General features: G+C 68.2%; 17 protein-coding genes and 1 tRNA gene. 5 read left to right on the forward strand and 13 right to left on the reverse strand.

Annotated elements, in window-relative coordinates:
• Window positions 1–39 precede the first annotated feature (39 nt).
• Window positions 40–420, forward strand: a complete 381-nt coding sequence (locus G6N07_RS13030; RefSeq protein WP_085189750.1) for a DUF732 domain-containing protein — start codon at window positions 40–42, stop codon at window positions 418–420.
• A 9-nt stretch (window positions 421–429) separates the two neighbouring features.
• A complete protein-coding gene (gene pepN / locus G6N07_RS13035; RefSeq protein ID WP_085189748.1) occupies window positions 430–3,054 on the forward strand; it encodes an aminopeptidase N in 2,625 nt (874 codons plus the stop codon).
• A 40-nt stretch (window positions 3,055–3,094) separates the two neighbouring features.
• Here pepN and G6N07_RS13040 read toward each other — a convergent pair whose 3' ends face one another.
• From G6N07_RS13040 to G6N07_RS13050, 3 genes are read right to left on the reverse strand one after another with little or no spacing between them, the layout of a single operon-like run.
• Window positions 3,095–3,580 (reverse strand): DUF5130 domain-containing protein, encoded by a 486-nt coding sequence (locus tag G6N07_RS13040; protein WP_085189746.1) that lies wholly within the window; start codon window positions 3,578–3,580, stop codon window positions 3,095–3,097.
• Entirely contained in the window at window positions 3,567–3,857 is a 291-nt protein-coding gene (gene ctaJ / locus G6N07_RS13045) for an aa3-type cytochrome oxidase subunit CtaJ (RefSeq protein ID WP_443678238.1), read from the reverse strand. The genes G6N07_RS13040 and ctaJ overlap by 14 nt, the downstream gene beginning before the upstream one ends.
• 24 nt (window positions 3,858–3,881) lie before the next feature.
• Entirely contained in the window at window positions 3,882–4,625 is a 744-nt protein-coding gene (locus G6N07_RS13050; RefSeq protein ID WP_085189742.1) for an HNH endonuclease, read from the reverse strand.
• 142 nt (window positions 4,626–4,767) lie between these two features.
• On the opposite strand from G6N07_RS13050, the gene G6N07_RS13055 reads away from it, so the two are divergent.
• Entirely contained in the window at window positions 4,768–5,163 is a 396-nt protein-coding gene (locus G6N07_RS13055; protein ID WP_085189740.1) for a globin, read from the forward strand.
• Window positions 5,164–5,178: 15 nt separating this feature from the next.
• Window positions 5,179–6,768 (forward strand): glycoside hydrolase family 13 protein, encoded by a 1,590-nt coding sequence (locus G6N07_RS13060; RefSeq protein ID WP_085189738.1) that lies wholly within the window; start codon window positions 5,179–5,181, stop codon window positions 6,766–6,768.
• Here G6N07_RS13060 and G6N07_RS13065 read toward each other — a convergent pair.
• From G6N07_RS13065 to G6N07_RS13105, 9 genes are all read right to left on the reverse strand, one after another.
• The gene (locus tag G6N07_RS13065; RefSeq protein ID WP_085189736.1) at window positions 6,765–7,424 is read right to left on the reverse strand and encodes a DUF8010 domain-containing protein; all 660 of its coding nucleotides are present in this window, start codon (window positions 7,422–7,424) and stop codon (window positions 6,765–6,767) included. The genes G6N07_RS13060 and G6N07_RS13065 overlap by 4 nt on opposite strands.
• On the reverse strand, window positions 7,421–7,834 hold the full coding sequence (locus tag G6N07_RS13070; RefSeq protein WP_085189735.1) for an acyl-CoA thioesterase: 414 nt from the start codon (window positions 7,832–7,834) through the stop codon (window positions 7,421–7,423). The genes G6N07_RS13065 and G6N07_RS13070 overlap by 4 nt, the downstream gene beginning before the upstream one ends.
• Window positions 7,831–12,714: an NAD-glutamate dehydrogenase gene (locus G6N07_RS13075; protein ID WP_085189733.1), complete on the reverse strand. Its 4,884-nt coding sequence runs from the start codon at window positions 12,712–12,714 to the stop codon at window positions 7,831–7,833. Before G6N07_RS13075 ends, G6N07_RS13070 begins: the two co-directional genes overlap by 4 nt.
• A gap of 60 nt (window positions 12,715–12,774) precedes the next feature.
• Window positions 12,775–14,448: an energy-dependent translational throttle protein EttA gene (ettA, locus tag G6N07_RS13080; protein ID WP_085189731.1), complete on the reverse strand. Its 1,674-nt coding sequence runs from the start codon at window positions 14,446–14,448 to the stop codon at window positions 12,775–12,777.
• A gap of 75 nt (window positions 14,449–14,523) precedes the next feature.
• On the reverse strand, window positions 14,524–15,009 hold the full coding sequence (locus G6N07_RS13085) for a single-stranded DNA-binding protein (protein ID WP_085189729.1): 486 nt from the start codon (window positions 15,007–15,009) through the stop codon (window positions 14,524–14,526).
• Between the two features lie 180 nt (window positions 15,010–15,189).
• Entirely contained in the window at window positions 15,190–17,187 is a 1,998-nt protein-coding gene (locus tag G6N07_RS13090) for a bifunctional copper resistance protein CopD/cytochrome c oxidase assembly protein (protein WP_085189727.1), read from the reverse strand.
• A gap of 44 nt (window positions 17,188–17,231) precedes the next feature.
• Entirely contained in the window at window positions 17,232–19,577 is a 2,346-nt protein-coding gene (locus G6N07_RS13095; protein WP_085189725.1) for a glycerol-3-phosphate 1-O-acyltransferase, read from the reverse strand.
• Window positions 19,574–21,190, reverse strand: coding sequence for an HAD-IB family hydrolase/lysophospholipid acyltransferase family protein (locus G6N07_RS13100; RefSeq protein WP_085189723.1), 1,617 nt, complete (start codon window positions 21,188–21,190; stop codon window positions 19,574–19,576). The genes G6N07_RS13095 and G6N07_RS13100 overlap by 4 nt, the downstream gene beginning before the upstream one ends.
• On the reverse strand, window positions 21,187–22,668 hold the full coding sequence (locus G6N07_RS13105; RefSeq protein WP_085189721.1) for a wax ester/triacylglycerol synthase family O-acyltransferase: 1,482 nt from the start codon (window positions 22,666–22,668) through the stop codon (window positions 21,187–21,189). The genes G6N07_RS13100 and G6N07_RS13105 overlap by 4 nt, the downstream gene beginning before the upstream one ends.
• 215 nt (window positions 22,669–22,883) lie before the next feature.
• Here G6N07_RS13105 and G6N07_RS13110 point away from each other — a divergent pair.
• Window positions 22,884–22,956: transfer RNA gene (locus tag G6N07_RS13110), tRNA-Arg, on the forward strand.
• Window positions 22,957–22,982: 26 nt separating this feature from the next.
• Here the strand turns inward: G6N07_RS13110 and G6N07_RS13115 are convergent.
• Entirely contained in the window at window positions 22,983–23,870 is an 888-nt protein-coding gene (locus G6N07_RS13115) for a universal stress protein (RefSeq protein ID WP_085189719.1), read from the reverse strand.
• Window positions 23,871–23,952 lie beyond the last annotated feature (82 nt).

The following is a 23,952-nucleotide window of genomic DNA, read 5'->3' on the forward strand; positions in this document are numbered from 1 at the left end:
TTGGGTGAACCAACGTGGAATGGACCGACGAGGAGCACGATGTCCGCAACAGCTCGAACCCGGATGGCGGTGGCGCTATGTGCCGCCGCGGTCACCGGCGCCCTCATGACCGCCCCGGCCGCGGCCGCCGACCCCGTCGACGACGCCTTCCTCTCGGCGCTCAACGAAGCGGGGGTGCGGTACGACAATCCGGTCGACACCGTCGCGCTCGGCAAGCGGGTGTGCCCGGTGCTCGTCGAACCCGGCAAGGATTTCGCGAAGGCCGTTACGGCCGTGCGCAACGACGGCGTCCTGCCGGACCTGGCGGCGCTCGTCGCCGGCATCGCCATCCAGATGTACTGCCCGTCGATGGTGTCCTCGGTGGGCGACGGCACGTTCCTGAACTGGCTGCAGACGACGAGCTTTCCCGGCGCCCGATAGGTTGGGGGCGTGGCACTTCCCAACCTGACCCGCGAGGCGGCCGTCGAACGCGCGGCCCTGGTCACCGTCGACAACTACCGCATCGAACTGGACCTCACCGACGGTGTCGCCGCGCCCGGCGAGAAGACGTTCCGCTCGGTCACCACCGTCACGTTCGACGCGACGGCCGGCGCGGAGACCTACGTCGACATTGCGGCCGACACGATTCACGCGGCCACCCTCAACGGTGACGCCATCGACGTGTCGGGGTACGACGAGTCCACCGGCATCCCGCTGGTGGGGCTGGACGAGCGCAACGTGCTCGTCGTCGACGCCGACTGCCGCTACTCGAACACCGGTGAAGGACTGCACCGCTTCGTCGACCCGGTCGACGGCGAGGTGTACCTATACTCGCAGTTCGAGACCGCCGACGCCAAGCGCATGTTCGCCTGTTTCGACCAGCCCGACCTCAAGGCGACGTTCCACGTCACCGTCACCGCGCCCGCGCACTGGGAAGTGGTGTCCAACGGCGCCCTCGAGGGCAGTCGCTACGACGGCGCGGCTCAACCGAATGGCGGCGCGGGCGCCGCCAGGACACATGTGTTCGTGCCGACACCGCGGATGAGCACCTACCTCGTCGCGCTGATCGCCGGACCGTACGCCCGCTGGGACGACCTGTACCGCGATGAGCACGGCGAGATCCCGCTCGGGTTGTTCTGCCGCCGCTCGCTCGCGGAGTTCATGGACGCCGAGCGGCTGTTCACCGAGACGAAGCAGGGATTCGGGTTCTATCACGACAACTTCGGCGTGCCGTACGCGTTCGGCAAATACGATCAGCTGTTCGTCCCGGAGTTCAACGCCGGTGCCATGGAAAACGCCGGCGCCGTCACGTTCCTCGAGGACTACGTCTTCCGCAGCAAGGTTACCCGCGCGTCCTACGAGCGGCGCGCCGAGACGGTGCTGCACGAGATGGCGCACATGTGGTTCGGCGATCTGGTCACCATGGCCTGGTGGGACGACCTGTGGCTCAACGAATCATTCGCGACGTTCGCCTCGGTGCTGTGCCAGGCGGAGTCGACGGAGTACACCCAGGCGTGGACCACGTTCGCCAACGTGGAGAAGTCGTGGGCCTACCGTCAGGACCAGATGCCCTCGACCCATCCGGTCGCCGCCGACATCCCCGACCTGCACGCCGTCGAGGTGAACTTCGACGGCATCACCTACGCCAAGGGCGCCAGCGTCCTCAAACAGCTCGTCGCCTACGTGGGCCTGGAATCGTTCCTCGCCGGGCTGCGGGACTACTTCCGCGACCACGCTTTCGGCAACGCGACGTTCGGCGACCTGCTCGGTGCGCTGGAGAAGTCCTCGGGCCGCGACCTGTCCGGATGGGGCAGGCAGTGGCTCAAGACCACCGGGCTCAACACGCTGCGCGCCGATTTCGACCTCGACGGCGGGGGGCGATTCACCCGCTTCGCGATCGCCCAGAGCGGTGCCGCTCCTGGAGCCGGCGAGACCCGCGTGCACCGACTCGCCGTGGGGGTGTACGACGACGATCCGACCACCGGAAAGCTCGTGCGGGTACACCGCGAGGAACTCGACGTCGAGGGTGAGAGCACTCAAGTGCCGACACTGCAAGGAGTGCCGCGCGGAAAGCTGGTGCTGGTCAACGACGACGACCTGACGTACTGCGCATCACGGCTGGACCCGGATTCGCTGCAGACGGTGCTCACCCGCATCGCCGACATCGCCGAACCGCTTCCTCGCACGCTGGCCTGGTCGGCGGCCTGGGAGATGACCCGCGAAGCTGAGCTGCGGGCCCGTGACTTCGTGGCGCTGGTGATGAGCGGTGTGCACGCCGAAACCGAGGTGGGCGTGGCGCAGCGGCTGCTGGCGCAGGCCCAGACCGCGCTGAACTCCTACGCCGATCCGCAGTGGGCGCGGCAGAACGGCTGGCCGGCGTTCGCCGACCGGCTGCTCGATCTCGCCCGCGAGTCGGCGCCGGGTTCGGACCACCAGCTGGCGTTCGTCAACGCGCTGTGTACCTCGGTGCTGTCGCGCAGCCACGTCGCCGTGCTGGCCACGCTGCTCGACAACGAACCCGCCGAGGTGAATCTGCCCGGTCTGGTCGTCGACACCGATCTGCGCTGGCGCATCGTGACGGCGCTGGCTGCCAGCGGCGATATCGACGCCGACGGCCCCGAGACGCCGTTCATCGACGCCGAGGCAAAGCGTGATCCCACCGCCGCGGGCCGACGCCACGCCGCGGCGGCGTCGGCGGCACGACCGCAGCCCGGCGTGAAAGAGGCCGCCTGGAAACAGGTCATCGAGGACGACACGCTGCCCAACATCACTACCCGCTCCATCGTCGGCGGCATCGTCCGGATGGGCCAGGAGGACCTGCTGGCGCCGTACACGGAGAAGTACTTCGCGGCCATCCCCGGCGTGTGGGAGCGCCGGTCGAGTGAGGTGGCGCAGACGGTGGTGATCGGCCTTTACCCGGCGTGGGACATCAGCGACGAAGGTCTGGCCGCCGCGGATCGGTTCCTCAGCGGCTCCCCCGACTACCAAGTGCCACCTGCGCTTCGCCGGTTGGTCCTCGAAGGCCGCGCAGGCGTGGAGCGGGCGCTGCGCGCCCGCCGCCACGACGTCAGCTAGCTGTCTGCGCGGCGACCGAGGGTGTCAGCAAGGCGGGACGTCAGCGGGGTGAGACGCCCGCCGACAACACCCGCACACCGCTGATCAATCCGTCGATGAGGTTCCCCTCCTGCAACGACGCCGCGGCCGCCGAGACACCCAGCGGCGCGGCGGTCTCGATGCCGCGGCCCTTGACGTCGACGCCGTAGACCACCTCGATCGCGCGCTGATCCGGCGACACCGCCAGCAGCACCGCGTTGTTCGGCGTCGGCACCTGCGCCAGGATCTCGCGGGCCGTGGCAGCGGTGTCCGCCCCGAGGTCGCCGATGTACACCGCGAAACGGGCCTTGGCCGCCCGAGACCCGTACTTCAGCGCATCGTCGAGCATGACCAGGTCCTTGGTCGCGAACGGATAGTCCACCGACCGGGTGCCGGGTTCGGTCACGCCGGACAGACGTCCGCTGGACGTCAGCGCCCAGCCGTAGGGCAGGCCCTGGCGTTCGACCGCCGCGCGATGACCGGTTGCCTTGACCTCACCACTTGCCACTTGCGCCGCCTCCGATGATCACGGGATTCGAATGATGCTCGCCGACGTTGCCACCGTGGGCGGCGGTGTCGGCCTGAATGCTGCGCCCGGTCACGGTCTCATGGCCGTGGGCTGCCGGCTCCTCGGCCGCCCACAGGATCGGCGAATGCCGCCACGGTTCGGACAGTTTGTAACTCGCCGGGTGCGGACCCTTGCTCCGGAAGATCAGCAAGGCCAGGACCGCGGTCAGTCCCAACGGCACGAGGACGAGGACGAGAATCACGGAGGTCGTCACGATCCAAAACCGTATCCCACCGGGGTATCAGGCCGCGCCCTCACCCAGGTATCGCATCCACGCCGGGTCGAGCTCCTTGACCGTCGACAACAGCCGCCAGTGCTGCCCCTTGGGCGGCAACGGCGCCGAGCGCAGCGTCCAGCCCAGCTCTGCGAGCAGATGGTCGGCCTTGCGGTGGTTGCAGGGCGCGCATGCAGCCACGCAGTTCTCCCACGAATGGTCCCCGCCGCGGCTGCGGGGCACCACGTGGTCGACGGTGTCGGCCTTGGCGCCGCAATACGCGCAACGGAACCGGTCGCGGTGCATCAACGCCGCCCGGGTCATCGGGACGCGGGCCCGGTAGGGCACCCGCACGAAGCTGCGCAGCCGGATGACCGTGGGTGCCGAGATGCTGCGCGTCGCCGAGTGGATCACCGGTCCTGCCGGGTCCTCGTGCACGACGTCGGCCTTACCGCACATCAGCATCACCACCGCCCGCCGCAGCGGGAGCGCGGTCAGCGGCTCATAGGTCGAGTTCAGCAGCAGGACGCGGCGGCGACCCCACAGCGAGCCGTCGCGAACCGGCCCCGTGGGCTCTCCGCCGCGGATTTCGACACCGTGGATTTCGACGCCGTGGATTTCGACGCCGTGGATTTCGACGCCGTGGATTTCGACGCCGTGGATTTCGACACTGTGCAGGACACGGGTGCTTCCCGCGGGACCCGACGGGCCGACCGCGGACACACGCTTGTGGCCGGCCGGCCTCGACGGGCTCTTCTTGCGTTGCGCCATACGTCCTCCGAGGAGACAGTTCACCATGGATCGACGGCCTCCGCACGGCAATTCCTTACGTGTTCGCAGGTCAGTCCAGTGAACTTCTGGTGACCTCACCAGGGTGGCGGCTCCGGGGCCCCCGACAGGCCACAATGGAACGGTGACGCAACCAACGCGGTCGTTCTACGACGAAGTCGGTGGCCACGAGACGTTCCGCGCGATCGTGGCGCGGTTCTACGAGCAGGTACGGGAGGACGAGATCCTGCGTCCGCTGTACCCCGACGACGAGCTCGAGGCGGCCGAGGTGCGGTTGCGGATGTTCCTCGAGCAGTACTGGGGCGGTCCTCGAACATACTCCGATCAGCGCGGACACCCCCGGCTGCGGATGCGTCACGCGCCGTTCCGCATCGGCTACCTCGAACGCGACGCCTGGCTGCGCTGTATGCATACCGCCGTGGCGGAGATCGACTCGGCGACATTGGACGACGAGCACCGCAGCCAATTGCTGGCCTATCTCGAGATGGCCGCCCAGTCGATGGTCAACTCGCCGTTCTGAGCACAGGCGGCCACAATGGGCGCAATGGTTCACCCCACGACGACTGACCAGCCCTGGTGGGCGCGCGCGGTGTTCTACCAGGTCTATCCCCGGTCCTTCCGCGACAGCAACGGCGACGGCGTCGGTGACCTCGACGGGGTGACCGCGAAGCTGGACTATCTGGCCGAGCTCGGCGTCGACGCGCTGTGGCTCAACCCGGTCACCGTCTCCCCCATGGCCGACCACGGATACGACGTCGCCGATCCACGGGACATCGACCCACTCTTCGGTGGCATGGAGGCGCTGGACCGGCTGATCGCAGCCGCCCACGACCGCGGCATCCGCATCACCATGGACCTGGTGCCCAACCACACCAGCGCACAGCACCCCTGGTTCCAGGCGGCGCTTGCCGCTGGCCCGGGCAGCGCCCAGCGGGAGCGCTATCTCTTCCGGGACGGCACCGGGCCCGGCGGGCTGCACCCGCCCAACAACTGGGTCTCGATCTTCGGTGGCCCGGCGTGGACGCGCATCGTCGAACCGGACGGGCAGCCCGGACAGTGGTACCTGCACCTGTTCGATCCCGAACAGCCCGATCTGAACTGGGACAACCCGGAGGTCTACGAAGACCTCGAGAAGACCCTGCGGTTCTGGCTCGACCGCGGCGTCGACGGTTTCCGCATCGACGTGGCACATGGCATGTCCAAACCCAAGGATCTGCCCGACATGGCGATCGCCGAGAACAAGATGCTCGCCGACATGGCCGACGACCCCCGGTTCGACCACGAGGGCGTCCACGACATCCACCGCCACATCCGCTCGGTGCTCGACGACTACCCCGGCGCGGTCGCCGTCGGCGAGGTGTGGGTGTACGACAACGCCGCGTTCGCCGCGTATCTGCGCCCGGACGAACTTCATCTGGGGTTCAACTTCCGGCTGGTGCGCGCCGAGTTCGACGCCGACGAGATCCGCGACGCGATCGAGAACTCGCTGGCCGCCGTCGCGTTGGAGGGTGCGACGCCGACGTGGACGCTGTCCAACCACGACGTCGAGCGGGAGGTCACCCGGTACGGCGGTGGGCTGCTCGGGTTGGCGCGGGCCCGCGCGATGGCCTTGGTGATGCTGGCACTGCCCGGCGCGGTGTTCATCTACAACGGCGAAGAGCTCGGCCTGCCCAACGTGGATCTCCCCGACGAGGTGCTCCAGGACCCGGTGTGGGAACGCTCCAAGGGCACCGAACGCGGCCGCGACGGCTGCCGGGTGCCGTTGCCGTGGAGCGGTGATGCCCCTCCGTTCGGCTTCTCCACCGCGGCCGAGACCTGGCTGCCGATGCCGCCGGACTGGGCGTCGTTGACGGTGGAACGCCAACTGGCCGAGCCGGATTCCATGCTGCACTTCTTCCGCCGGGCGTTGCGGCTGCGCCGGGATCGCTCAGGGGTCGACGCGGCCACGCTGACCCGGCTGTCCGCCGAGGCCGGGGTACTGACGTTCCGGACCGCCGGCGGGCTGACGTGCGTGCTCAACGCGGGTGAGTGCCCGGTCGACCTCCCTGCGGGTGAGGTGCTGATAACCAGCACACCTCTCGACCGCGGGCGGCTGCCCGCCGACGCCGCGGTCTGGCTGGTCTAGCGCAACACCACAGCGGGGTCGCCGCGTCGTCTCAGCACCGAGCCGAACCGGGCGTCGATGCGCAGCCAGGTGGGCGACACGCGGATCCGCACGATGTCCTCGGCGCCTAGCGCGCCGCTGCCCTGCGCGAGGAAGCCCATCGCAGTGAGCGCGAACACGCAACGCATGGGGATGCCGACGCGGTATCCACCGCCGCTGACCGCCAGCACCTCCTGATCGAGCAGCGACGACGGCGGGCCGTGGGCGCCGCTGTGCTGGCGCGCCAATGCGCCACCGCGGGTCACCAGATCGAGCATCACCCTGGCCGGTACGTCGTCGAGGTGGGTGAACCCCGTATCGGACGGCACCGCACCACGCCAGGACGAATCCATCGGGAAGCCGGTGTCGACGAAGCCCGAGGGGTCGATCCGCGCAAGCCCGGCCGCCAGCGCGTCGGCACCAGCGCAGAGGTCCTTGGGGCGCAGCCGCCCGTTCACCACCCGGCTGGCCAGCACGTCGAAACCGGTCGCGACGTAAGCCATCACACCGCCGCCGGCCCGCTCACGCAATCGCACCACCGCGGCGCCGTCGAGGCGCACCGCCCGTTCGGCGAACGTGGCCAGATCGTCACGGAGACGGTGATCGGTCAACCACAGCCCCCGCTCAGGGCCGCTCATCGCAGGTAGCGTTGCAGATAGGCGCGTTGTTCGGAGGTCAACCGTTCCAGCCGTTGCTCCTCGATGTGAACGGCGGCCAATTGGGTCTCGGCGATGACCGCCGGCCGGGAATCCGCCCGCGCGCCCACGGAACGGACCTCGTAACCGATCGTGAAATCAACCGCGCGTACGCGTGTGGACCACATCGTCACCTGCAGCGGCGAGTCGATGAGGCGCAGCTGCCTCTTGTAAGAGATGTGCACGTCGGCGATCAACAGACCGATGTCGATGATCCGCGTTTCGAACGGCTCACGCAGGAAGGGGATGCGGGCCTCTTCGAGGATGGTGACCATCGTGGCGTGGTTGATGTGCTGGTACATGTCGATGTCGGACCACCGCACGTGCACCGGCGCCACAAAACCTGCTGTCACCCGGAAGACCCCGTCCCACTCGATCGTGTCATGCTGCGGATCTGGCGCGCCGCCACCGACAGTGTCGCCAGGTCCCGTTCGTCGTCTTCGTAGATCTCGGTGAGCGTGCGCCGCGCGCGCGCCACCCGCGACCCGTTGGTCATCTCCCACTCGGCGATCTTCTCCTCGCCGTTCTCGTCGGGTTCGCCGATCGCGAGCACGTCGAAGCACAACGACCGTATGGAGCCGTAGATGTCGTCGCGAATCGCCAACCTCGCCAGGGAATGCCAGCGATCACCCCGGGGCAGCTTGGACACCGCGGTCAGCAGGCTGTCGGTGTTGAGGTGGTCCATCAGCGCAAAGTACGTGTCGGCTACCTCAGCGGGGTCGCGGTCGTCGATGTCGGCGATGTCGATGATGTCGAGCAGGCTGAACTGGTAGAGAGCGGTCGCCACGGAGTAGGCCAGCTCCTTGGAGGCCCCGTGGGAGCACAACTCTCCGGTCTCCTTGGCGACGATGGCCTCGTCGTCGCCGCGCAGCCATTCCTCCATCCGCCGGGTCAGCGCCGCCACCTTGTCGGCGAACCGGTTGATCTCCGCACCGACCGCCAGTGGTTGTGGCCGGTAGTTCAGCAGCCACCGCGTGGCGCGGTCGACGAGCCGGCGCAGATCCAGCGTCATCCGGTCGCTGACCGCCACCGGCAGATTCGCGGCGCGAATCTGGCGCCAGACGTCGCCCACCCGGAAGATGGCGTTGACCGCGACGAAGCTTCGCACCGCGTCGACCGTCCCGACGCCGGCGTCCTCGGTCGTCCGGTACACGTAGGTGATCCCGCTGGTGTCGACGACGTCGTTGACGAGCATCGTAGTGACGATCTCGCGGCGCAGCTGGTGCGAGCGGGTCTCGGCGGCGAACCGGTCCCGCAAGGTGGACGGGAAGTACCGCGGCAGCCGGGCGGCGAACGCCTCCTGATCGGGTAGTTCGCTGTCGAGCAGGTCGGCCTTGAGCGCCAGCTTGACGTGTGCCATCAACGTCGCCAGTTCAGGTGAGGTGAGCCCTATTCCGACGCCCAGCCGGCGGCGGATCTCCTTGTTCGTGGGCAGCGCCTCGAGCTCGCGGTTCATCCCGCGTTGTGTGACGAAGTGATCGATCATCCGGGCGTGCACGGGCAGCAGGCTCGTCGCGTTGGCGCGGCTGGTGCCCATCAGGTCGTTCTGGTCGCGGTTGTCCGACAGCACCAGATCACCGACCTCGTCGGTCATCGACAGCAACAGATCGTGGCGCTCACTCAGCTCTATGCGCCCCGCGGTGACCAGCGAATCGATGAGGATCTTGATGTTGACCTCGTGGTCAGAGCAGTCGACGCCGGCGGAGTTGTCGAGGGCGTCGGTGTTGATCCGGCCGCCGGCGAGGTCGAACTCGATGCGCCCGCGGGAGGTGACGCCGAGGTTGCCGCCTTCGCCGATCACCTTGGCGCGCACCTGATTGGCGTTGACGCGGACCGGATCGTTGGCACGGTCGCCGACGTCGGCGTCGGATTCCGTCTCGGCCTTGATGTAGGTGCCGATGCCCCCGTTCCACAGCAGGTCGACCGGCGCCTTGAGGATCGCCTTGATCAGGGCGGGCGGCGTCATCTCCTCGAGCCTGTCGTCGAGTCCCAGCGCGTCGCGGACCTGGGAGCTCATCGGGATCGATTTGTGCTCACGGCTGTACACACCGCCGCCCTCACTGATCAGGGAGCGGTCGTAGTCCTCCCACGACGAGCGGGGCAGGTCGAACAGCCGTCGGCGCTCTCGGAACGACGCCGCCGCATCCGGGTCGGGATCGAGGAAGACGTGCCGGTGGTCAAACGCGGCGACGAGCCTGATGTGTTCGGACAGCAGCATTCCGTTGCCGAACACGTCTCCGCTCATATCGCCGATGCCGACGACGGTGAAGTCCTCCGACTGGGTGTCGACGCCCATCTCCCGGAAGTGCCGTTTGACCGACTCCCATGCGCCCCTGGCGGTGATCCCCATCGCCTTGTGGTCATAGCCCACCGACCCACCGGATGCGAAGGCGTCGCCCAACCAGAAGCCGTAGGACTTGGCAACCTCGTTGGCGGTGTCGGAGAAGGTCGCAGTCCCCTTGTCGGCGGCCACCACGAGGTATGCGTCGTCGCCGTCGCGGCGGACGACGTCGGGGGGCGGGACGACTTCGTCGCTGACCTTGTCGACGTTGTCGGTGACGTCCAGCAGGCCACTGATGAACAGCTTGTAGCAGTCCACTCCTTCGGTGCGCTGGGCGTCGCGGTCGGCGGCGGCGTCACCGGTGGGCACCGGGGGCTGTTTGACGACGAACCCGCCCTTGGCGCCGACGGGGACGATGACGGCGTTCTTCACCGCCTGCGCCTTGACCAGGCCGAGGATCTCGGTGCGGAAATCCTCCCGCCGGTCCGACCACCGTAGGCCTCCGCGGGCGACGTGGCCGAACCGCAGGTGTACGCCCTCGACCCGCGGCGAGTACACGAAGATCTCGAATTTGGGCCTGGGCAGCGGCAGTTCGTCGATCAGCCCGGGATCGAGTTTGATCGACAGGACGTCGCGGGCGCGCGCCGACTCGGCGCGCGCGACGAAGTGGTTGGTGCGCAGCGTGGCCTGGATCATCGAGGCGAACGCGCGCAGCACCCGGTCGGTGTCCAGACCCGTGAGCGCGTCGATGTCGGCGGCGACGGCCGCGGCCGCACTCTGGGCGTCGCGTTCCTTGGCGGCCTCGGTGGGATCGAACAGCGCCTCGAACAGCTCCACCAGCGACCGCGCGGTGTGCGGGTTGTCGTTGACCACCGACTCGATGAACGATTGGCTGTACGGGAAACCGACCTGCCGCAGGTACTTCGCGTACGCCCGCAGCACCATCACCTGCGGCCACGTCAACCCGGCACGCAGCACCAGTTCGTTGAACCGGTCGATCTCCATGCGGCCGTTCCAGATCGCGGTGACCGCATCGGCGAACCGGGCGGCCGTCGCGTCGCGGTCGGACCCGTCGCCCGTCGATTCCGGCATGGTGGGGTGCCGACGGATCTTGAACTCGTAGATCCACATGGCCAGGCCGTCGGCGCGAGCCACCGTGAACGGTCGTTCCTCCAGGACCACGACACCCATGGACTGCAGCATCGGGAGTAGTTGGCTCAGTGACGCCGACCGGCCACCGAGGTACCAGGTGAGCTTGCCGACGCGGTCCTGCCCGCCCTCGACGAACACCAGTTTTACCGAGTCGTCTTGCAGCGCTTCGATGATCGCGATGTCGCCGATCGCGTCCGCGGGTGCGACAGCCTGCTTGTAGTCCTCGGGGAACGCGACGGCGTAGTGCTCGGCCACATGCGGATCCAGGTCGCCGGATGCCACGGCGCCGAGCAGGCGGTCACCCCAGGTCCGGGCGGCCTCGGTGAGCTCACGCTGGATGCGCTCCTCGTTCTCCGCCGAGATGTCGACGTCTTCGGGACGCGAACCCTCTGGTAGCCGGACGGTGAAGTGCACGACAGCCCAGGGTGACTCGCTGATCCGGGCGGAGTAGTCGATGCTCACACCACCGAGTTCGCGGACCAGGATGTCCTGCATTTCGAGCCGGACGGCAGTGGTGTAGCGGTCACGCGGCAGGTACACCAGACACGCGATGAAGTGCACCAGGCTGTCTGCGCGCAGGAACAGCAGGGTTCGCCGGCGGGAGCCCAGATCGATGACCGCCATCGCCATGTCGAGCAGTTCATCGGCCCGCAGTGCGAACAGTTCCGGCCGCGGAATGGTCTGGATGACGTCGAGCAGCAGTTGCACTGGGCGGCTGGGATCGCGCTGGGCGATGGCCAGCGCTTCATGGACGCGCCGCGAGATCAGCGGTATGCCCAGTACATTGGCATTCATCGCGGCGACGGTGAACAGGCCCACGAAGCGGTGTTCGACGGCGTCGTAACCCTCTGCCCCGGCCCCCTCTTCGCGGATGACGACGATGTACGGGTTGGCGCCGTAGCGGACGTAGCTGGGGATCGTGGCCTGCGCAAGCGCCAGCAGGTCGCCGTCCCGGGTCAGCGGCGCCAGCACGTCGTCGCGGAGCCGCAGCACGCCGAGCCGACTGTCGGCCTCGACCGACGATTCGGTTTGGGTGACCGGGCACCGCTGGCAGCCGAGCAGGATGAAATGCCCGTCGGCGAGCCACCGTGCCAGCGCGGCGACGTCCTTGCGTTCGGGCGCGGTGAAGTGGCCGAGGGTGTCGGCCTCGATGTCGTTGGCCAGCGACCGCAGCCGGGCCACCATCGCGCTGCCGTCCATGTCGACCTGGCGGGCGTCGGCGAGGATGCGCGGCAGCATCCGCCTGGCCTCCTCCACCGACGAGCGGTCGGCGGATTCGGAGAGTTCGATGTGGATCCACGCCTCGTCGACCACGTAGCCGTCGGTCGCCGCCGCGGCGGGCCGCGCATCAAACTCCGCGGCGGGCCGCGCATCAAATTCGGAGATGGGACGGGCATCCAGCAGCTCACCGGAGGATCCGCGACGCACCCGCAGCACCGGGTTCATGATCGCCCGGTAGGCCACACCCAGCCGGTGCAGCAGCACCGTTACGGAGTCGATCAGCGTCGGCGCCTGATCGGTGACCACCTGTAGCGCGGGGCCGACACCGTCGGTGCCGTCGACGCCGTACACCGCGACGAGGGTCTCCCCCACCTTCCTGCGCTCGGCGAGCCGGTGATGGGTCCGCACGAGGTCCGATGACTCCAGCATGTCCGCCGGATCCACCAGGCCCGTGGTCGCGCGGTCCGCCGCCGACTCGCCCTGCTGCGGTCCGCGATACGTCGCGGCGTAGGCCTTCGCCAACTGGTCGAGCATATCCGCCGAAGGGTCGCGCGCAGCTTCGGCACCGGTTCCCGTCATGCGGATCTCTCCTGACTCACACCCGCACACCGCCCGTCGTCGTACGGTGCACGAGCGAGACTAGTCGCGAGTCAGCCTGCGGTGCGTCACCCGGTGCGGACGGGCCGCCTCGGCCCCGAGGCGTTGGACCTTGTTCTCCTCATAGGCACCGAAGTTGCCCTCGAACCAGAACCATTTCGCCTCGTTGTCGGTGTCACCCTCCCACGCCAGGATGTGCGTGCAGGTGCGGTCGAGGAACCATCGGTCGTGGGAGATCACCACCGCGCAACCAGGGAAGCTCTCGAGCGCGTTCTCCAGCGAGCTCAGCGTTTCCACGTCGAGGTCGTTGGTGGGTTCGTCGAGCAGGATCAGGTTGCCGCCCTCTTTGAGCGTCAGCGCGAGGTTGAGCCGGTTGCGCTCACCGCCGGACAGGACACCGGCCGGCTTCTGCTGATCGGGCCCCTTGAACCCGAACGCCGAAACATACGCCCGCGAAGGGATCTCGTTCTGCCCGACCTCGATGTAGTCGAGTCCGTCGGAGACGACCTCCCACACGTTCTTCTTCGGGTCGATGCCCGCCCGGTTCTGGTCGACGTAGCTGAGCTTGACCGTGTCCCCGACCCTGACGGTACCGCTGTCCGGCTGCTCCAGACCGACGATCGTCTTGAACAGTGTCGTCTTGCCGACGCCATTGGGTCCGATCACCCCGACGATGCCGTTGCGCGGAAGTGTGAAGGACAGGTCCTTGATCAGCGCGCGACCCTCGAAACCCTTGTCGAGGTGTTCGACCTCCACCACGACGTTGCCGAGCCGCGGCGGCGTCGGGATCTGGATCTCCTCGAAGTCGAGCTTGCGCGACTTCTCGGCCTCGGCAGCCATCTCCTCGTAGCGCCCCAGCCGGGCCTTGTTCTTGGCCTGCCGGGCCTTGGCACCGGAGCGCACCCAGGCGAGTTCCTCCTGCAGACGCTTGTGCAGCTTGGCGTCCTTGCGGCCCTGCACCGCGATGCGATCTGCCTTCTTCTCCAGATAGGTGGAGTAGTTGCCCTCGTACGGGTAGGCGCGACCGCGGTCCAGTTCGAGAATCCACTCGGCGACGTTGTCGAGGAAGTACCTGTCGTGGGTGACGGCCAGGATGGCGCCCTTGTAGGAGGCGAGGTGCTGTTCGAGCCACAGCACGCTCTCGGCGTCGAGGTGGTTGGTCGGCTCGTCCAGCAGCAGCAGGTCCGGCGTGCTCAGCAGCAGCTTGCACAGCGCGACGCGGCGGCGTTCACCACCGGAGAGGTGGGTGACCGGCTCGTCGGGCGGCGGGCAACGCAGCGCGTCCATCGCCTGCTCGAGCTGGCTGTCGATGTCCCACGCGTCGGCGGCGTCGAGCTCTTCCTGCAGCCGGCCCATCTCCTCCATCAGCTCGTCGGAGTAGTCGGTGGCCATCAGTTCGGCCACCTCGTTGTACCGGTTGAGCTTGCCCTTGATGGGGACGCCCTCTTCGACGTTCTCCCGGACCGTCTTCGTCTCGTCGAGATGCGGTTCCTGCTGCAGAATGCCGACGCTGGCTCCGGGCGCCAGGTAGGCGTCCCCGTTGTTCGGGGTGTCCAGGCCGGCCATGATCCGCAAGACGCTCGACTTGCCGGCCCCGTTCGGACCGACGACGCCGATCTTCGCGCCCGGAAGGAAGTTCAGGTTGACGTCGTCAAGGATGACCTTGTCGCCGTGCGCCTTGCGGACCTTGCGCATCGTGTAGATGAATTCGGCCATGCCGTGGTGTTGCCTTTCTCAAGCGTCGTCAACGTCTGTTGCCGCGGGCCCCATCCTAGGCGTGGCCGGATGTGGCTAGGCGCTCAGTGGCAGCGCCTCCGCGGCGTCGGGGTCGACCAGGTGGGTCTCGTCGGCATCGACGGCACCGCCGTCGTCACCGGATTCGGCGCCTTCGGGCGCGCCACCGATACCGGTGGTGCCCGGCTGTCGCAGCGTCTCGATCCGGGCGACGCAGCGACTGAGGTCCGGCCCGACCGCGGTGGCCCGTACCTCCACCGAGGAGCGGCGCACGCCTTCGCGGTCGTCGTATTCGCTGGTGTACACCTGCCCGACCACGATCACCGCATCTCCCTTGACGAGGGAGGCGCCGACCCCGGTGACCAGTCTGCCCCAGCAGCTCACGCTGACGAACAGCGAGTTGCCCGGCTCCCAGGCGCCGTCGGCGGTGCGGCGCCGGGAGTTGCTGGCCATCCGGAACCGGATGACCTCCTGGTCGCCGATGCGCTGCCGGAACGGATTGTTGACGATGTTGCCGACGATGGTGATAGGCGTCTCGAACATGGGGTTCCTCGATTCGGGTCTGATCCACTGGCCGGCGGTGTCTCGCCGGTACCGCCATTCACCGCGACGGCAGTGACAGCGGCCACCACCCGGTGCGGGGAGCAGGCGTCGTTGTGCATCGATCGGGCGTTGTGGATGAATCGGAGCTGTGGATGGATCGGGTACAGGGGACGGACGCCCTCAGCGGCCGCCGCGGCGGGCGAGTTCGGTCAGCATCGCGTTGTAGGCGGTCAGGTCGGCGTCGTGATCTCGCTCGGCCGCCCGGTCGAGGCGTTTGGCGTCGCGCTGGTCGCTGCGGCGCCACTGGATGAGCAGCGCGACAAGTACCAGCACCAGCGGGACTTCCCCTGCGGCCCAGGCGATACTGCCGCCCAGCTTTTGGTCGGCCAGCAGATCGTCGTGCCAGCTCAGCTGCAGCGACCGGTAGAACCCCTCACCGAGCACCGAGTTCATGCCCATCAGCACCACGCCGAAGAATGCGTGCAGGGGCAGCGAGGCGAACACGATCGCCAGCTTGGCAAGTTGCGGGACCCGCCGCGGGGTCGGGTCGACGCCGATCACGACCCAGTAGAAGAGGTAGCCGCTGACCAGGAAGTGAATGTTCATCAGGACGTGGGCCGCGTGGTCGTCGACGGCCGCCTCGAAGAGACCGCCGAAGTACAGCCCGTAGAACCCGGCGACGAACAGCACGAGCGCGACGATCGGGTGGGTGAGGATGCGCGACACTCGAGAGTGCAGGGCGGCAAGCAACCACTCCCTCGGGCCGGGCGCCTTACCCTTGCCCGCCGCGGGCAGTGCGCGCAGCGCCATCGTGACCGGCGCACCGAGCGCCAGCAGGATCGGCACCAACATCGACAACAGCATGTGCGCAACCATGTGCACGCTGAACATCGCCGGCATGTATCGGCCGAGTCCGGAGGACGTCGTGATCAGCAGCGCTGCGCAGCCGAGCAGCCACGCCACCGTACGCCCGGCGGGCCACGCGTCGCCGCGCCGCCGCAGCCGCTGCCAACCCGCGAGGTAGACCAGCGCCAGGATGATCGCGGCGCTGCCCAGGATCAGGTCGAACCGCCAGTCGAACAGGATCCGGGCGGCCGTCGGCGGGCCTGCCAGATCGTAGCCGATCTCGACCTCCACCGGGGTGGGTTCCCGTCCCGGTGGAGGGGGCGGTGTCCGGCCCAGGCCGACCGCGATACCGAACGTCACCCCGAACAGCACCGCCTCGACCAGCGCCAACCGCAGCAGGGGGCCTCGCGCGCCGGGGTCCGCCTGCAGAGCGGCCACCCCCTTGCGGCGCTGGAGGTAACCAAGCAGCCCCAACGCCACCAGCGCCGCCACCTTGGCGAGCACCAAGCCGCCGTACTCGGTCCGGAAAAGGTCCGACGGCGACATCCGCACCAGCGCGTTGACGATGCCGCTGAGCGCCATCGCGACGAAACACCACAGCGCCACCGCGGAGAAGCGGCGGGCGGCCACGTCCGCGTGCTCGCCAGCGCGCAGGGCGTGCACCAGCAGCACGATGAGGCCCCCCGCCCACAGCGCCCCGGCGACGAGGTGGATGAGCAGGCTGTTGGTGGCCAGGTCATGCTGGCCACCCGACGAGGAATGACCGGTCAGGCCGAGCGGCATCAGCGTGACGAGCGAAGCGGCGAACAACGGCGGAGTCCACGCCCACCGGAGCACCGGCAGGCTGGCCAGGGTGACCACGGCCGCCAGCAGCGCCGTCCACCGCCACGCGCCGGCGACGTCGACGAGCCCAGCCACCGACCAGATCTCGACCGGGTCGAGGTGGTCGCGCACAGGCTGGCCGGATACGTCGGACACGGTCAGCGGCACGAGCAGCACAGCGCACACCGTCCACACCGCCGAGGCCGCCGTGCCCAACCGCAACGCCCGGTATCCGGCGACGTCGAGCACACCGTTGGCCTGCGGCGGCACCAGGAAGGCGGCGAACAGGAAGGCGCCGACGGCGGTCACCGCGGCGACCTCGCCGGCGGCCCGCATGAACGGCAGCCCGTAGGTGGTGACCGGTCCCGGATCGGGCAGGCCGGTAGCGGTCAGCGCGTCCGCGAACGACAGGGCGCCGATACCGGCGGCGGTGACGCCGGCCAGCGCCACCACTCCCGCCAGCACGGGCCACACCGCGCTGGTGCGGGCCGTCACCGCAACCATGCTCATGCTCCACAGGGTATGGCGTGTTCGCCGTCACCCTGGTGGGCGGTTCACCTGCTCTTCGCCCGGCGACGTTCGGCTTCCCGCGCAGCGAACTGGTCGCCCGCGTACCGGTCGACCTTGTCCACGTCTGCGAGGATCTCGCACAATTCCTCGCAGAAAGCCGTACGGCGCGCCTGGAGGTCGTCGCCGGGCTCCAGCAGCTGCTGGTCGGCGGCGACCTGCCGCGCGGTGGTGAACAGCAGCGCCGACACCGACTCGTTGCTGCGCACCCGGTTCTGGGCGACGTACTGGCGGCCCAACCCCATGGCTCGCTTCGTGAGCTCTTTCTCCTCGACGTGGGCAGGGAGGTCGCGCAATGCGCTCGCCAGGATCTCGTACGCCTCGAAGAACGGCCGCAGCATCGCACCCGCCATCAGGGGCCGTTTCTCGCGCAAGAGAGTGTCGATCCGCTCACCGCCGGCCGCCACCTGGGAGTCCCAGTCGGCGCGCCACGACATCTCCTCGGCGACGTGCTCTCGAAACGCCGCGGAGTTGGCGAAGTAGAAGTCGAACTTCAGCAAATCGCGCAGTCGTGCCGCCTGCGACCAGAACGCCTGCACCGGGTCACCGTCGGCGCGCGCTGCGTACGCCAGCGCCAGCTCCACGATCGACGTCTCGAGGAAGGCGTGGATCAGTGTGTTGCGGTAGAACGCGGCCTTGTGTTCGTTCTCGGCGGCGATGTGCCACACCGGTTCACGCCCGCTGTCGACCTTTGTGACGGGGTGACCGTTGGATAGCGCGTCGACCGCGGAGAGCACACCGCCGGGGGTGCGCAGCCGAAGCGCGCTGTTGGTCAGCGGGATATCTCTACGCATCAGATAGTCGAGCCCGTCCTGCAGGGTGTGGTGCAGCTGGTCGAGGGTGAGCGCGACACCGCGGGTGGACAGCAGCAGTGCCGACACCAACGCCGTCGCGTTGATCGGCGTCACCTGCAGGATTCGCCAGGCCACCTCGAAGGCCATCTTGTGCATCGCCAGTCGTCTTCCCGACTTGTCGTGGGCGATCGGACCGCCGGGCTCACCGAGGTAGTGACGCATCGAAACCGCCTCGGGGAAGCGCACATAGATCTTGCCGTAGCTGCGATCCCCCTGCGCCTTGATGTAGTTGTACAGCCAGCTCAGCCCCTCGGGAGTCTTCTCGCCGCCGCGGGCGTAGTCGGCGTACTCCGAGACCTCGTGCAGCTGGTCGAAACTGATCGACACCGGTTGCAAGAGGATGTCGTCACTGCGGCCGGCCAGGTAGGCGTCGGCGACGTAGGCCAGCAGGCCGAGTTTCGGAGGCAGCATCTTCCCGGTTCGGGACCGGGTGCCCTCGATGGACCAGCTCAGGTTGAACCGCTTCTCGACGACGTAGCCGACGTACTCCTTGAGTATGTACTTGTAGAGCGGGTCGCCGGCGACGTTGCGGCGGATGAAGATCACGCCGGAACGGCGCAGCAGCGGTCCCATGAAGCCGAAGGACAAGTTGAGCCCCGCGAACATGTGCACCGGGGGCAGCCGGTTCTCCTGCATCGCCGCGGGCACCACCGCCCCGTCGAGATAGGACCGATGAGAGAACAGCAGCACCGCCGGATGGTTCTCCAGATCCTGCCGCAGACGGGCGATCTCGGACTGGTCGTAGTCGAAATGGGGATCGAAACCTCGACGCGTGATCAGCCGGCTGAGGTTCGGAATGAGATCCACCGACACCCGACTCCACCCGGTGGCGAGCTCATCGAGAATCTTGCCGGCCTCTTCGACCGTCGCGCCGGGGATCTGCTCGAGACCGGCACGGAATCTGGTGGAAGTGAGGATCTCCGGCTTGACCAGCCGGGGCGACTTGTACTCCGGACCCAGCAGCCGGTATTCGACGCGCTCGATGGCGAGCATCGCCCGGCGGATGACGAAATGCGCGAATTGCCCGGGGCTCTCGGCCACCGTGTGGTCGTGCCACTGCTGGCGCAACTCGGAGACCTTGGCGGGCTCACCGGCGATGACGCGGGCCCGGGTCCGGTCGCGTTTGAGGATGCGGCGCTGCAGCACCTCGGGCGGGCGGTATGTGTCGCGACCCGAGACGAGCGCCACCACCTTCGACCGCGTGGGCAGACCCGCGGGCACCCAGAAGACGCGCACCGGGACGACGGTGCGGTCCTCATCGGCCTCCAGTTCCTCGACCAGTTCGGCCAGCACACCCGGCGAGGGCTCACCGTCGACGGGTAGCTTCAGGACCTCGACGTTGACGTCGGAATTGTCACGTCGTTGGGCCGCCAGCCACTCGTCGAGCAGCCCCATCTCGGCCGGCGATGACGCCACCGCAAGCACCAGTGCGTCGTCGGTGGTGGTGAAGCCGGCGTAGTGGTCGTCGGGCAGCTTCACTGTCGGCCTTTCACCGCGGCGTTCTTGGCGGGCGCCTTCTTGTCGGCCTTCTTGGCGGGGTTGTCGGCCGAATTCTCCGCAACCTTCCTCGGCTCCACCGTCTCGCCCGGCGATCGCTTGTACAGCGCGGGCACCGGCAGCGTCCGGTGCGGCCACGCCTTGAGGGAGTCGAGGTAGATTTGCCGAACCTCCGCGATGCGGTGCGGCAGATCCTCCACCGTCCAGTCGTCGGTGGGGATCGGGGGGTAGACGGCGATGTCCACCGTGCCTGGGTTGAACGTGCTCGAATCGCGCGCGGCGACGACCTCCGCGTTGCGGATGACGATGGGCACGATTGGGATTCCGGCCGACATCGCGATGCGGAACGGTCCCTTCTTGAACTCCCCCACCTCGGTGGTGTCCAGGCGCGTGCCCTCGGGGGCGATGAGTATCGAAATACCCTTGCGCGCAAGCTCCTCGACCTTGCGCAACCCTTCCACCGCGGCCTTGCGGTCGTCGCGGTCGATGAACGCGGCGTCCATCACCTTGCCGATGGTGCCGATCAGCGGGTCGTTCTCGAGCTCCTTCTTGGCCACCGTGGTGAAATCGCGTTCGACCAGCCTGCCGGCGATCAGCGGGTCGGCCTGGTTGCGGTGGTTGAAGAGGAACACCGCGGGCCGCTGCGCCGTCAGGTTCTCCCGGCCCAGGACGTTGAGGTTGATGCCCGCAGTGGTGAGCAGCATCCGACCCCACGTCGAGGTGAAGAAGTTGACGCCGGTACGGCGGTTGCGGCTGAGCAGGCCCACACCAATGGCGCTGGCGGCGACCGGGACCACAGAGCCGATGGCGGCGACGGTCCGCAGTTGGGACACGGGATTGCTCCCGCTGCGACTGGTAAACCGGAGAACCGGCCACCCGCGCTTGGCCGCCACGGCGGCGAGCTTGCCCGCCGGGTTGGTCGGCCGCGGGTTGCCGACGAGGTACATGAGAGCGACGTCCTCGTCCCCGTCGGCGTAGAAGTAACTCTTCGAAAGGTCGACGCCGTTGCTGGCCGCAAAGACCTGTACCGCACGGGCCTTGCCGGGCCCCCACAGGATGGGCCGGACGACCTCACCGGTGATGCACCCATTCTCGTCCGTCACGAATTTGTTGCTCAGCACATTCCGGACACCGAGGTACTGTGCTACGGGTTCCACCTGCACCGTCAACGCCGACGAACTCAGCACGACGGTGTGGCCCCTCGCCATGTGGGCGCGCACCAGATCGCGCATCTCGGGATAGATCCGGTCGCGGACGTGCTGCAGGAACAGCCGTTCGGCGAGTTCGTCGACGTCGCTGAGCGAGCTGCCGCGCAACATGCGGGCACCTTTGCCGATGAGGTCCTCGAATTCCGACCGGCCGAGTTGGTGGTTGAGCCCGGCCTGCACGATGCCGATGAACTCACCCACACTCATCTGCCTGCTGCGCAACCGATCCCGGGTCATGATGACGCCGGTGAACCCTGCCACCAGTGTGCCGTCGAGATCGAAGAATGCGCCGACCTGCGGCCCCTCGGGTGAGGCGAGGATCTCCGCGACCGATCCGGGTAGCCGCAGGGCGCGGCGCTCGGACTGCTGACCGTCGTCCCGACTCATTGTGGCGCACTCGCGTTCGATGAGGGGTTATCGGACTGCCGGGTGAACGATGCTGGGCCGGCCCTGCCGGGACCACCGATGGCGAGTACCTCGTCGAAACCGGCCAGCAGACACTCGGCGAACAAGTCCGGATCGGTGATCGACGCACGGTCGTAGCGGGCGGTGACCGTGCAGAAGCCCGAACGCGACACCAGCACCACCATCATCGCGACACCTGGCAGCGGCCCCATCCCGTACTGGCGCAGAACCTTTGCTCCAGCGATGTAGGTGTCCCCGGCGTACACGGGCACGTTGCTGGCTTGGACGTCGGAGTTGACGACCGATCCGGCGATGGCCTCGAGCACCGTGTCGGGCAGCAGGCTCGCCACGGGTGAGATGGCCCCGACCATGTCGAGCGCGCGCTCCTCGCGCTTGTGTGTCATCTGCGCGCGCACCTTGCTGATGCGCTCTCGGGGGTCGACCACGCCGATCGGCGCGGCGAGGTTGACCCCGACGAACCGGTTGCCACCCGCGGGGTCGGCATCCGACCGCAGGCTGACCGGTACGGCCATCGGCAACGTGGCGACAGGCAGGCCGAACGCGTCGTGGTAGAGACGCAGCGCCCCGCACAGGGCCGCCAGATAGGCGTCGTTGATGGAGCCGCCCGCCGCCTTGGCCGCCCTGTGCAGGTCGCCGAGGGACATGTCGATCGCCTCGCTGCGTGTCGACAGGCTGCGCCGGCGCAGCAGCGGAGATGGCTCGGCAACCGAGCCCACCACGCGTGCGCTGGACCTCGCGTAGTCCACCACACCGCCCACCGACGAGACCGGGTCACGCACCACCTTGCCCACCACGCTCGCCGCACCCCCAAGTGCGCCGCGGACACCGCCGAGGATGGAGAAGGGCAACCGGCTGAGCCCTTGGCGCATGAGGTCGTTCGGCGAGAGGTCCTGCGGAATCGGCAGTGGCGGTGCGTCGCTGGGCGGCGGGTCACGCTGCGGGTCGTAGACGCTGGCGAACATCTCGACACCGCCCACTCCGTCGGTCACCGCATGGCTGAAGTGCAGCATGGTCGCGGCTCGACCACCCCCGAGCCCCTCGACGAGGGTGGCGGTCCACAGCGGACGCGAGATGTCCAGGGGTGACTGAAGGGCGATCTCGGCAAGGTCGATCAGCTGGCGCTTGCTGCCGGGCTCCGGGATGCGGATCCGACGGACGTGGAAGTCGAGGTTGAAGTCCGGGTCCACGACCCATCGCGGCGCGGCCGTCGGCAGGGTCGGCGTCACGACCTTCTGACGCAGGCGCAACACCTTGCGAGAGGCGTGTTCGAAGCGGATGCGGAACCGGTCCCAGTCCGGCGTGGTGTCGAGGATCTCGATCGTCAGGATTCCCGAGCGGGTCCGGGGGTTGGCCTCGCCGCGGTGCAGGATCTGGTCGAACGGGCTGAGCTCCTCCGACAAGCCCGCGGCATCCAATTCCGGCACGTCGCTCGTTGCCACCCGTGTCCTCCTGTCGACAGTGACTGGTGACACCACGCTAGTACCAGCCGCCCCGGCGGGGACGGCTTTGCGCGCTGAGCGGTGGGGTGCCTGCGTGCGGCGGGATACACCGGCCGACCCAGCTTCCATGTCCCTTGTGGGGTGCATGATCACGGCCGGCACCGGGCATCGACCCATCCATCGGTTGGCAGTGGTTGAGCTAGAGTGTCTCCGCTGCCTCCGTAGCTCAGCGGATAGAGCAGCCGCCTTCTAAGCGGTTGGTCGCAGGTTCGATCCCTGCCGGGGGCGCGTCGCGCGCGGATCGTCGGGGACGCTCACCGGCCCCGGGCCACGATCACCGGTACGCGCGCGGCCTGCACCACGGCGGTGCTGACCGAACCCAGCAGCATTCCTGCGAACCCACCGCGGCCGTGGCTACCCACGACGAGGAGCTGTGCGCCCTCCGAGCGTTCGAGCAGATGCTCGACGGGCCTGTCGAACACCGACTCACGGTGTACCGTCACGTCCGGGTAACGCTCACACCAGCCTGCCAGGCTCACCGCCAGCGTCTCCTCTGCCGGCACCTGCACCGTCGCCCAGTCGACGTAGGGGTGAAGAGACTCGCTGCGGTCACTCCAACTGTGCAGGGCAACCAGGTCGACGCCCCGCATGGACGCCTCTTCGAACGCGATCTCCACCGCGCGCTGCGAGGCACGAGAACCGTCCACACCCACCACGACCGGGCCGGTGGCGGGCGCGGTCTCGCTGTCGGCGCCGACGACCGCGACCGCGACCGGGCATCTTGCGTGATGCAGCAGCCCGGTGCTCACCGAGCCGAGCAGCAGACGCTTCACCGCGCCGTGCCCACGTGTTCCGACCACGACCATGTCGGCTCCCTTGGCGGCGTCGACGAGCCCGGGCACCTGTGCGGCGTATACGAAGTCCGTCGTGACGTCGACTGCACCACTCTCGGTCGCCAGCGCCTCGGCTGCGGCGAGCACCGTGCGCGCCGCCCGCTCCCTGCTCTCGAAGAACTCGGCAGGGAGCGGCGCAGCGGGAACCGCCATCGCCCACACAGCGGTGACATCCGTGGAAAGGACGTGGACGAGCACGAGGCGAACCCCGCGCATCACCGCCTCACGCGCCGCCCAGCGCACGGCAACATCGGAACTCGGTGACCCGTCGACCCCTACGACGATGCCTGATTGGCCCGCAGTCGACATCCCTCGCCAATCCCTTCGCCGGCTCACCATCCGGACTTGGCCAGTATCGGTTGCAACCGCAGCGGTGGCGTAGGGCCTTTGG

The sequence above is a fragment of the Mycolicibacterium doricum genome, assembly GCF_010728155.1.
Lineage (GTDB): Bacteria > Actinomycetota > Actinomycetes > Mycobacteriales > Mycobacteriaceae > Mycobacterium > Mycobacterium doricum.

Coding starts and splice junctions, on each gene's coding strand:
- G6N07_RS13030 (WP_085189750.1), top strand. CDS start 40: ATGTCCGCAACAGCTCGAACCCGGATGGCGGTGGCGCTATGTGCCGCC.
- G6N07_RS13050 (WP_085189742.1), bottom strand. CDS start 4,625: ATGGCGCAACGCAAGAAGAGCCCGTCGAGGCCGGCCGGCCACAAGCGT.
- G6N07_RS13060 (WP_085189738.1), top strand. CDS start 5,179: ATGGGCGCAATGGTTCACCCCACGACGACTGACCAGCCCTGGTGGGCG.
- G6N07_RS13065 (WP_085189736.1), bottom strand. CDS start 7,424: ATGAGCGGCCCTGAGCGGGGGCTGTGGTTGACCGATCACCGTCTCCGT.
- G6N07_RS13075 (WP_085189733.1), bottom strand. CDS start 12,714: ATGACGGGAACCGGTGCCGAAGCTGCGCGCGACCCTTCGGCGGATATG.
- ettA (WP_085189731.1), bottom strand. CDS start 14,448: ATGGCCGAATTCATCTACACGATGCGCAAGGTCCGCAAGGCGCACGGC.
- G6N07_RS13085 (WP_085189729.1), bottom strand. CDS start 15,009: ATGTTCGAGACGCCTATCACCATCGTCGGCAACATCGTCAACAATCCG.
- G6N07_RS13090 (WP_085189727.1), bottom strand. CDS start 17,187: ATGAGCATGGTTGCGGTGACGGCCCGCACCAGCGCGGTGTGGCCCGTG.
- G6N07_RS13100 (WP_085189723.1), bottom strand. CDS start 21,190: ATGAGTCGGGACGACGGTCAGCAGTCCGAGCGCCGCGCCCTGCGGCTA.
- G6N07_RS13115 (WP_085189719.1), bottom strand. CDS start 23,870: ATGTCGACTGCGGGCCAATCAGGCATCGTCGTAGGGGTCGACGGGTCA.